Annotated in this window: 7 protein-coding genes and 1 tRNA gene; 3 read left to right on the forward strand and 5 right to left on the reverse strand. The window is 63.5% G+C overall.

From position 1 onward, the window contains the following. Position 1: 1 nt before the first annotated feature. Together B7X90_RS01385 and B7X90_RS01390 are read right to left on the reverse strand one after the other, a co-directional pair. Positions 2-904, reverse strand: coding sequence for a VOC family protein (locus tag B7X90_RS01385; RefSeq protein WP_292621019.1), 903 nt, complete (start codon positions 902-904; stop codon positions 2-4). Between the two features lie 19 nt (positions 905-923). Then, positions 924-2,039, reverse strand: coding sequence for an FAD-dependent oxidoreductase (locus B7X90_RS01390; protein WP_292621020.1), 1,116 nt, complete (start codon positions 2,037-2,039; stop codon positions 924-926). Positions 2,040-2,278: 239 nt separating this feature from the next. Between B7X90_RS01390 and B7X90_RS01395 the strand changes: the two genes are divergently transcribed. Further along, entirely contained in the window at positions 2,279-3,487 is a 1,209-nt protein-coding gene (locus B7X90_RS01395; protein ID WP_292621021.1) for an MFS transporter, read from the forward strand. Between the two features lie 62 nt (positions 3,488-3,549). On the opposite strand, the gene B7X90_RS01400 is transcribed toward B7X90_RS01395, so the two are convergent. Further along, positions 3,550-4,563, reverse strand: a complete 1,014-nt coding sequence (locus B7X90_RS01400; protein ID WP_292621022.1) for an aromatic ring-hydroxylating dioxygenase subunit alpha — start codon at positions 4,561-4,563, stop codon at positions 3,550-3,552. A 56-nt stretch (positions 4,564-4,619) separates the two neighbouring features. Here B7X90_RS01400 and B7X90_RS01405 point away from each other — a divergent pair, with 56 nt between their 5' ends. Beyond that, a complete protein-coding gene (locus tag B7X90_RS01405; RefSeq protein ID WP_292621023.1) occupies positions 4,620-5,249 on the forward strand; it encodes a TetR/AcrR family transcriptional regulator in 630 nt (209 codons plus the stop codon). Here B7X90_RS01405 and B7X90_RS01410 read toward each other — a convergent pair. Further along, the gene (locus tag B7X90_RS01410) at positions 5,239-5,709 is read right to left on the reverse strand and encodes an Lrp/AsnC family transcriptional regulator (protein ID WP_292621024.1); all 471 of its coding nucleotides are present in this window, start codon (positions 5,707-5,709) and stop codon (positions 5,239-5,241) included. The two genes, B7X90_RS01405 and B7X90_RS01410, sit on opposite strands and share 11 nt — an antisense overlap. 103 nt (positions 5,710-5,812) lie before the next feature. On the opposite strand from B7X90_RS01410, the gene putA reads away from it, so the two are divergent. Then, positions 5,813-9,271: a bifunctional proline dehydrogenase/L-glutamate gamma-semialdehyde dehydrogenase PutA gene (putA, locus tag B7X90_RS01415; protein WP_292621025.1), complete on the forward strand. Its 3,459-nt coding sequence runs from the start codon at positions 5,813-5,815 to the stop codon at positions 9,269-9,271. Between the two features lie 644 nt (positions 9,272-9,915). Here the strand turns inward: putA and B7X90_RS01420 are convergent. Next, positions 9,916-10,002, reverse strand: a tRNA-Leu gene (locus tag B7X90_RS01420). Positions 10,003-10,014: the final 12 nt, after the last annotated feature.

The following is a 10,014-nucleotide window of genomic DNA, read 5'->3' on the forward strand; positions in this document are numbered from 1 at the left end:
ATCAGGCCTCTACTGTCTGGAACAGGCCGGGATTGGGCGCGGCGTGTGGCAATGTCTGCGGCCCGCCGGTGCCGATGCCCCACTGGTCCATGACCATCGGCGCAGGCACGTGGACTTTGTGCTCGTGCGTTTCGAAATCGACCTCTTCCAGCTCCGAGGTATATTCCACGGTAAAGCCGCCCGGCGTGACGAAATAGCTGAAAGTGTTGTTGCCAGCGGTGTGCCGGCCCGGCCCCCAACCAATGTCCATGCCCTTCAGCTTCAGGCGGTGAATACCCCGCATCATGTCGTCCACGCTCAACATGTCATAGGCCACGTGGTTCAGGCACGGCGGCCCGGGCAGGATGGCAATGCGGTGGTGTGCCGAATTGCAGCGCAGGAAGCACATGAAATCACCCAGCCAATCCGAAATTTTCATGCCCAGCACCTCGGTGAAGAACTTCACCAGCGCCTGATGATCGGGGCTGTGCAGCACGATGTGGCTGATCTTGACCGGCACACCTTCCCAGCGCGCCAGTTCCCGCTTCGCACCCTTGGCCACGTCGCTGGAAATTTCGAGAAGCAGGCCATCGGGCGAGAAGAAGCGGAAGCCATAACCGCCGCCGGGCGAGGTCAGTTCCGCCGGTTCGCTGGCAATGCGGCATCCCGCAGCCTCAACCTTGGCGCGCAGAGCATCTACATCTGCGCGGCTGTCAGCAGCAAGTGCGATCACATCGACGCGGCTTTCGTCGGCCTTGCGCAATTGCACAACGTGGTGCTCGTCATGGCCCTGCGCCTTGAACCAGGCCTCGGTGGCCGTTTCGCCAGCAGGCTCCAAACCCCAGACATCGGCATAGAACGCCTTCTCGGCGTCAAATTCCTTCACGCCATACCCGACATAGCGGATTTCGGTAACGCGGCTCATAAGTTTCGTCCTCGAAAAATCAGATAGGTTGCGCGACGACTGCGAACATTTCCGCAGTGGCCTTGTGATTGTCGACCGGCGGGCCTTTGCCCAACTGGCCGTGGCAGATGGCAAGGCTGCTCTCCACGATGTAGCGGCAGCGCTCGAACCGGCGTTCGCGATAGGCCAGCAGCGCGGCTTCAACATCATCGTGCCGCTCCAGTTCTTCGGCCAGCACGATCGCGTCCTCGATTGCCATGCCCGCACCCTGCCCCAGATGCGGCGTGGTGGCATGGACGGCATCGCCCAGCAGACCCACACGGCCCTTGCTCCAAGCCCCCCGGATCAACATGCCTTCAAGCGGGCGGTAAACCACGCCATCATCATCGGTGATCTGTTCGCCCAGTTCGCGGATCTGGGGTGAGCAATTGGCAAGTTTCGCGCGCATCGCAGCAGCAATACCCTGCGTTGGGTAGCGCGGGTTGTCCGGCTCTGGCGTAGTGACATACATGTACATCACTTCCTCGCTCATCGGCACAAGGCCCACACCCGTCGGCCCGTTGTACACCTGCAACGCGTCCAGACCTTCGGCACGCGGGAAGTTGTAACGCCACACCGCCTGCCCGGTGAATTCGGGCTTCTCCGCTTCGGGCAAGACCATCGCGCGGGTCTGGGAATAGACACCGTCCGCCCCGATCACCGCGTCATAAATGCCGGTTGATCCGTCGGAGAACGTAACGTGGACCTTGGCCCCATCGTCCTCGATTGTTTCGGCGGTCACCCCCAGCCGCAATTCCGTGCCCAGCCCCTTGGCGCTGTCGCCAAGCACCTTTTGCAACGCGCGCCGTCCGATGCCCACGTTGGCGGGACGCCCTTCAACCAGACGCGGCGTGGGCACGCGTGCCACTTTGGTGCCATCGGGCGTGAATATCTCCACCGCATCAAAGCCGCAGGCTGCGTCGAGGAAGCTGTCGAGCATACCCAATTGATCCATCGCCCGGATCACATTGGACTGCTGGATGATCCCCACGCCATAGACCGACCATGACGGATCACGCTCGATCGCGGTGACCGAATGGCCCTTTCGGCTCAGCGCAATAGCTGCCGAAAGGCCACCAATGCCTGCTCCGATGACAAGAACTTCAAGCTTTTTCATAATGGTAGCTATGCATCCGATCCCGATGGTGTGCCGCCGCACGGCACAAAGGCGTCTCCGCATCAGGATTAGGGCCGGTCTAACAATTCACAAACCAAGTATTTTTTATGCGGCGCCATCCATGGAATTGATAACACGCCATTCTGCGCTTTCGCTTGACTCGAACAGACCTCGAAACGATACCGTTTAAGAACAGAGGTTCTAATAAAGCGCCCCAACGGCGCTGACCGGGAGAGCAAATGTCCATCGCACCCAAGGCCTATCGGCAGCCGGGACTCGCCCAAGGGCTAACTATCGTCGTCACCGGCTTCCTGCCGATCATCGCGATTGTGTCGATGTTCCCGGCAGTGCCTGCGATGATCGCGCACTTCTCCGCCGATCCCTCGGCGCAGACCAAAGTGCCGGCAATGGTCTCGGCCCCCGGACTGACCGTCGCCATCCTCGCGCTGTTTGCCGGGCTGATGGTCGATAAGTTTGGTCGCCGCCGCCTGTTGCTGCTTTCCACCGGGCTCTACGGCTTTGTCGGCATGGCCCCGATGTTCCTTGATGATCTCAATCACATCTACGCCTCGCGCCTGCTGCTCGGCGTGGCAGAGGCGGCGATCCTGACCACCGCCAACACCCTGATAGGGGACTACTGGGACGAGATTGGCCGCCGCAAATGGTTGGCGCTGCAAGGATTCATCGGCCCGTTCTTCGGCAGCGCGGTCATCTTCACGTCGGGCTATCTTGCCGCGATGAGCTGGAACACCGTGTTCCTGATCTACGGCGTCGGGTTCCTTGCCTTCTTTGCAATGCTGGCTTTCATTTATGAGCCGGAGAACGACGATACAGCACGCAAGATGCTCGGCATCGGGGCAGAGGCCAGCACGCCGTTCCCGTGGTCAGGCGTCCTTACCTTCGGCCTCGTCACCCTGTTCGGCGGTGCGCTCTACTATGTGTTCATCATCAACGGCGGTATTGTCTGGCAGGAACTGGGCGTTTCGGATCCTGCCGAGATCGGCCGCCTGACCACGATCCCCAGCCTGTTCGTGATCGTGGGTGCGGCAATCTTCTGGTTCACCGGCCGCTTCGGGCCACGTGCGCAGCTCACCATATTCCTCACCCTGCTGGGATCGGGGCTTGCTGTGATCGGCATAGCGTCGGACTGGAAGCTGATGGTTGCGGGCATGGCCCTGCAGCAGACTGGCGCGGGCATGGCGGTGCCGACGCTGATCGCCTGGGCGCAAGGCTATCTGCCGTTCGAACACCGCGGACGCGGCATGGGCGTGTGGACTTCGGCCTTCTTCCTGGGCCAGTTCGTATCGCCGCTGCTGGTGAGTGTGGCCCGCACATCGAGCGGGACCATGCAGGGCGCGTTCCTGATCGCGGGACTTCTGGGAATTGGTATCGCAGTGGCCACATGGTTCATCGTTGCCCCGCGCCTGCCAGCGCCGGGCACCGTCTGACCGTTCTGGAATGGGCCGACAAACAAGGAGGGCGCGGATCCCATCCGCGCCCTTCGTTGTTCTTATGCTGATGCACCCTCTTCGGCACGGCGCAACTGCATCATCCGACGCCGTACCCGGATTGCGCCTGCATCGGACGGCAGGATCACAGGCTTCAAGTCCCAGAAGTCCGCCTCACCCATCGCCTGCTGCTGCGCATGAAGCATGGGGTGATCCTCCTCAAGGAAGGCCTTCTCAAGCAAGGCAAACGATTCGGGCGTGGGTTCATGGGTGTAGAAGTAGTGCGTGGAAGTGCCCGTTTCCGGCACGAGAATGTGCGGATCAGCCATCGGTGGCACCACCATGTCCTTCCGGTCCGTGCCCGACTTTGCCAGGCCGATGAACAGCGCAAGGCTTGACGGTGCATTCCACCGCATATGCAACCACTGGTCCGTTTTCGCTCCTTCGGGCAGCATCGGCACGGCCCATGCGGGCGGATCGGAATCGGGCATTGTCCAGTTGTTCCAGATCGCTCCGCTCTCTTCCTGAACCACCTCGTGCTGACCGCAGGTCAGCAGCGACCCGTTCACCCCGAAGCTGTCGCGGTGAATGAATTCGGCATGGCTCAGGTCCATCAGGTTGTCCGTCACCAGTTCATAGCTTGCATCCATACGGATATGGCCGCGATGCAGGGGACGGTCGGAGTCGAGAAAGCTGAAATCGGGGATCAGCGAAGGATCGGCCTTGTCGGCATCGCCCGGCCAGAACCACAGCCCGGTATGTCGTTCAACCACGGGCAGAACTTCCACGCGCGCCAGATCAAGCGGCTGCCCTGTAAACGGATTGTGCGCGCACGCCCCGCTGCCATCAAATGCCAGCCCGTGATAGGCGCAGCGCATCATGTCACCATCGCGCGCGCCTCGGCTGAGCGGCACGAAGCGGTGGGCGCAGCGGTCTGCCATCATGACAGGCGTGCCATCGGCCTTGCGCCAGATCACCCACGGCTTGTCGAGCAGGCGGCGGGCCAGAAATCCGCCGTCCGGCACTTCATGGGTCCAACACGCCATATACCAGCCATTGCGAACGTAGACACTCATCGGCATTCTCCCCTGATGTCGAATCAAATAAACCAGTTGGTGTCTTTATATCTGAAATGGCCATTTTGAAAAGCCCCGTCAGCCGCAATCCCGCCGTCGTGCGTGGGCGCATCCTCGATGCCGCGCAGGCCGAATTCATGGCTGAAGGCTTTGCCGCCGCCAGCACCAATCGCATTCTCGAACGGTTCGGCGGATCAAAGCCCACGATGTTCCGCCACTTCCCCACCAAGCGCGCCCTGTTCGAAGGTGTAGTCGCACGCATTGCCGAGCGCTGGCGCGATGCGGTGGACATGGCCGATGCCGATGCATCCCAGCCCCAAGCGTGGCTTGAACAATTCGCCCAGCGAGCGCTCGCATGGATTCTCACCGACGAGAGCATTTTCGTCGGTCGCATGGCGATTGCCGAAGGACACCTCTTCCCCGAAGTGGGCCAGACCTACCGCGAACATGCGGTCGATCCGCTCAACACCCTGCTCGCAGGCCAGCTTGAGCGTTGGACCGCATCCGGCCTGCTTGCCTGCACCAACCCGGCGCGCGATGCGCTTGCGTTCTTCGACCTCGCGCTGGCAGGCATGGTCAGCCGCAAGCTCTACCGCGTCGATGAAGGCTTCGATCCACCCGCGCTGGCGCAACATGCCCGCAATTGCGTGGCTTTGTTCCTGAACGGAATGCGGATCAAGACCTGACCGCCTGCTCCTTCACCGGCTCCATCACCACGAACGTGCTGGTGTTCGAAACATGCGGCAGCGTCGAAATCTTCTCGCCCAGCACCATGCGGAAGCGGCGGATGTCGGCGGTGCGCACTTTCAGCAGATAGTCGAAATTGCCCGCGATCATGTGCGCTTCCTCGATCTCCGGGATGGCCAGCACGCCCCGGTTGAACTCGGCCAGCGGCTGCTCGCGCGTGTCGGACAGCTTCACTTCGGTAAAGGCCACATGCTCAAGCCCCAGCCGCGCCATGTCCACCACCGCGCGAAAGCCCTTGATCACGCCATCGTCGATCAGTCGCTTCAGCCGCACCTGACACGGCGTTTTGGACAGGCCCACCTTCTCGGCAAGGTCCGTCACCGCCATGCGCCCGTCACGCACCAGCAGGTCGATGATCTTGCGGTCGAATTGGTCAAGTTGCCTTTCAGTGGCGCTCACAAGCAGCCTCCATGGATGATTGAATCTCAAATATAGGCAATCCGCCCACAAAATGCCATCGCATAAGGCAGAACGCCAAACCCGCGCATGATATTCTGCGCGCATGACGATCCACGCCCCCTTCTCGCAGTTCGCCCCTGCCCTTGCCGCCTCGCCCGAAGCCCTGCGCGCCGCGATCACCGCCGCCACGCGCCGTCCCGAACGCGATTGCATGGCCGCGCTGCTTCCCGAAGCCACCCTGCCCGAAGCCGTCCGCGCCTCGGCCCAGGCCCTCGCCCGTTCGCTGGTCGAAACCCTGCGCGCCAAGCCACGCGGCAATGGCGTGGATCAACTGGTGCAGGAATATGCCCTGTCCACGCAGGAAGGCGTCGCGCTGATGTGCCTTGCCGAAGCCCTGCTGCGCATCCCCGACAACGACACGCGCGATGACCTGATCCGTGACAAGATCTCCGGCGGAGACTGGCTCGCCCACCTCGGCGCGGACCGCTCGCTCTTCGTCAACGCCGCCACCTGGGGCCTCGTCGTCACCGGCAAGCTTACGTCGAGTGTGGATGACAAGGGCCTCGGCTCGGCCCTCACCCGCCTGCTCGCCCGCGCAGGCGAACCCGTCATCCGGCGCGGCGTAGACCTCGCCATGCGCATGATGGGCGAACAGTTCGTCACCGGCGAGACCATCGCCGAGGCGCTGAAGCGTGCCCGCCCGCTGGAGGAACGCGGCTTCCGCTACAGCTACGACATGCTGGGCGAAGCGGCGATGACCGCAAAAGACGCCGCCCGCTACTACGCCGACTATGAAGCCGCCATCCACGCCATCGGCACAGCGTCCGCCGGGCGCGGCACCCACGATGGCCCCGGCATCTCGATCAAGCTTTCCGCCCTGCACCCCCGCTATGCCCGCGCCCAGCAGGCTCGCGTCATGGCCGAGCTGCTCCCCCGCGTGAAAGCGCTGGCGACGCTCGCCCTGCGCTATGACATCGGCCTCAACATCGATGCCGAAGAGGCTGAGCGGCTCGAACTCTCGCTTGATCTGCTCCAAGCCCTCGCCAGTGATCCCGAACTCGCGGGCTGGAACGGCCTCGGCTTCGTGGTCCAGGCCTATGGCAAGCGCTGCCCCTTCGTGATCGACTGGATCGTCGATCTCGCCCGCCGCACCGGCCGCCGCATCATGGTCCGCCTTGTCAAAGGCGCCTACTGGGACGCCGAGATCAAGCGCGCGCAAGTGGACGGGCAGGCCGATTTCCCGGTCTATACCCGCAAGGTCCACACCGATCTTGCCTACCTCGCCTGCGCCCGCCGCCTGCTGGCCGCAAACGCCGTGGTCTTCCCGCAATTCGCCACGCACAATGCGCAGACACTTGCCACGATCAAGTGCATGGCCGATGCCATGCTCGGCCCTGATTTCCACAGCGGCGATTATGAATTCCAGTGCCTCCACGGCATGGGCGAGCCGCTCTATGACGAAGTCGTCGGCCCCGGAAAGCTGAACCGCCCCTGCCGCATCTACGCCCCCGTCGGCACGCACGAAACGCTGCTCGCCTATCTGGTGCGCCGCCTGCTGGAAAACGGCGCGAACTCCTCGTTCGTCAACCGCATCGCCAACCCGGAAGTGGCGGTGGACGCCATCATTGCCGATCCCGTGGCAGAAGTTGCCGGTGCCGCCGATCCCGGCGCGCCCCACCCGCTGATCGCGCTGCCCCGCGCGCTCTACCCCGATCGCCGCAACAGCGCCGGGCTTGATCTGGCAGACGAAGCCACGCTTGCCCTTCTGGCGGAACGCTTCACGGCTGTCTCACGCCAGCCGCGCCACGCCACACCGGGAGCAGACCTGCCCAGCGCCAACCCTCGCCCGGTCCTGAACCCCGCCAACCACGCTGACCGCGTAGGCACTGTGCGCGAAGCGCTGCCCTCCGCCGTGCCCGAAGCCTCCCGCCTCGCCGCCGCGTCACGCTGGCCTGCCACCCCGCCTGCCGCACGCGCCGTCGTGCTGGAACGCGCCGCCGACCGGCTGCAATCCGCCATGCCCGAATTGATCGCGCTGCTGGTGCGAGAAGCGGGCAAGTCCGCCGCCAACGCCATCGCCGAAGTGCGCGAAGCAGTGGACTTCCTGCGCTATTACGCCGCGCAAGACGCCACACTCGCCGGAGCCGCGCCGCTCGGCGTTGCCGTCTGCATCAGCCCGTGGAACTTCCCGCTGGCCATCTTCACCGGACAGATCGCCGCCGCGCTGATGGCGGGCAACACTGTGCTGGCCAAACCGGCCGAGGAAACCCCGCTGATCGCCGCCGAAGCCGTGCGCGTGCTGCACGAAGCGGGCGTTCCTGATGACGCGCTGATCCTCCTGCCGGGAGACGGCACAGTCGGAGCCGCGCTCGTAGCCGCGCCGCAGACCGCCGCCGTGCTGTTCACCGGCTCCACCGAAGTCGGCCGCCTGATTCAGCGCCAGTTGGCCAGCCGCCTCTCGCCAACGGGCCGCCCGATCCCCCTAATCGCTGAAACCGGCGGCCAGAACGCGATGATCGTCGATAGCTCGGCACTGGCCGAACAGGTCGTCGCCGATGTCATCGCCTCGGCCTTCGACAGCGCCGGGCAGCGCTGCTCGGCCCTGCGCGTGCTGTGCTTGCAGGAAGACGTCGCCGATCACGTCCTCGCCATGCTGCGCGGCGCGCTGGCCGAACTCTCGGTCGGCCCGACAGACAAGCTCGCATCCGACATCGGCCCAGTCATCACCGCAGAGGCGCGTGACGGCATCGAAGCCCACATCGCCCGGATGGAAGCGCTAGGCTGCCCCGTCCACCGCCTGCCGCTCAACGACGCGACGGCACAGGGCACCTTCGTAGCCCCCACCATCATCGAACTGGCCTCCCCCGCACAGCTCACCCGCGAAGTCTTCGGCCCGGTCCTCCACGTGATCCGTTTTGCCCGCAAGGACATGGACGCGCTGGTCGATAGCATCAACGCCTGGGGCTATGGCCTCACCTTCGGCCTCCACACCCGGCTCGATGAAACCGTCGCCCGCGTCACCGCACGCGCCCATGCGGGCAACATCTACGTCAACCGCAACGTCATTGGCGCAGTCGTCGGCGTGCAACCCTTCGGCGGCCACGGCCTCTCAGGCACCGGACCCAAGGCAGGCGGCCCGCTCTACTTGCGCCGCCTCGTCGCCTCCGCCCCCGCCCCCCCCGCACTGACACTGGGAGAGCGCGAACTCACCGGCCCCGTGGGCGAACGCAACATCCACGCCCTGCGCCCCATCGGCAAAGTCCTCGTCGCCGCCCAAAACACCACCCGCCTCGCCGCCCTCGAAGCCCGCGTAACCCGCCTTGGCGGCACGCCCATCGTGGCCGATCCCGGCTGGCAAACCAAAGGCCCCTACGCCCGCGCCTTGGTAGACGGCGACGAACCCTTCACCCTCGCCTTCCAGCAAGCGCTGGCCGCGCTGGACGGCGCAATCGTCCCGCTGCTGACCCCGGCGGACGACGATGCCATGCTGCTGGCGGAAGTCTCGCTCTCGATCAACACGACGGCTGCGGGGGGGAATGCGAGTCTGATGGCTGTGGCGTGATGAAGGGTGTTGCCATGCGGACAACCCGGGCCTCCACGCGCGACGATCACGATGTCGTATTCCCTTGATTCAGTTCAAAGCACCATCACCGAAATTGAGTATGCTGTACCCGGAATCCCGGGATTCATAACACTAACGAGTTACCGACGCAGTCTTTGCAATGCGCCTTTTCGCCCCAGAAGGGAGACCGAGCAGCTCTGTTTCTTCAAGCGGTAGCCGCCGACGCGCAGAGACGCCTTCTTTGAGATAGCCGGCAAAGCGGGTCTGCCATTTAGGCCACTTTCGTTCGCAGGCATGTCGTGCTACTCGTTCAGCTCGCTCTTCGACTATTGGTACCATGCAGTCGACATAAAGCAATTCCATCGACGATCGGACACTGAAGTCTACCCCGTCGTTCGAAAAGACAATATTCCGCGCGGCATGAACCGCGTCCATCAAGCGCATAGCGCCGGTGACAATCGCGCCGTCAGTAAGATCGGACCGACCAAGCAGGCGGTCCAAGGCAAACCGTATATGTTCCGCGCGTGCAGCAATGCCTGCACAGGTATCATCTTTCCAACTCGCGACGTGGAAGGCATCAACAAACGCCAAAAGGCCCGGAAAACCGGGTGCCCGAAGGCGAAGATCACATTTTCAAGGGGTGATGGTGCGGTCAAGAAGACTCGAACTTCCACGGGCTTTCGCCCACAACGACCTCAACGTTGCGCGTCTACCAATTCCGCCATGACCGCAAAATCAGACGG

Origin of the sequence: Novosphingobium sp. 17-62-19 (assembly GCF_002256775.1) — a bacterium.
In the GTDB taxonomy this organism is placed as follows: Bacteria; Pseudomonadota; Alphaproteobacteria; order Sphingomonadales; family Sphingomonadaceae; genus Novosphingobium.

Coding starts and splice junctions, on each gene's coding strand:
- B7X90_RS01385 (WP_292621019.1), bottom strand. CDS start 904: ATGAGCCGCGTTACCGAAATCCGCTATGTCGGGTATGGCGTGAAGGAA.
- B7X90_RS01390 (WP_292621020.1), bottom strand. CDS start 2,039: ATGAAAAAGCTTGAAGTTCTTGTCATCGGAGCAGGCATTGGTGGCCTT.
- B7X90_RS01395 (WP_292621021.1), top strand. CDS start 2,279: ATGTCCATCGCACCCAAGGCCTATCGGCAGCCGGGACTCGCCCAAGGG.
- B7X90_RS01400 (WP_292621022.1), bottom strand. CDS start 4,563: ATGAGTGTCTACGTTCGCAATGGCTGGTATATGGCGTGTTGGACCCAT.
- B7X90_RS01405 (WP_292621023.1), top strand. CDS start 4,620: ATGGCCATTTTGAAAAGCCCCGTCAGCCGCAATCCCGCCGTCGTGCGT.
- putA (WP_292621025.1), top strand. CDS start 5,813: ATGACGATCCACGCCCCCTTCTCGCAGTTCGCCCCTGCCCTTGCCGCC.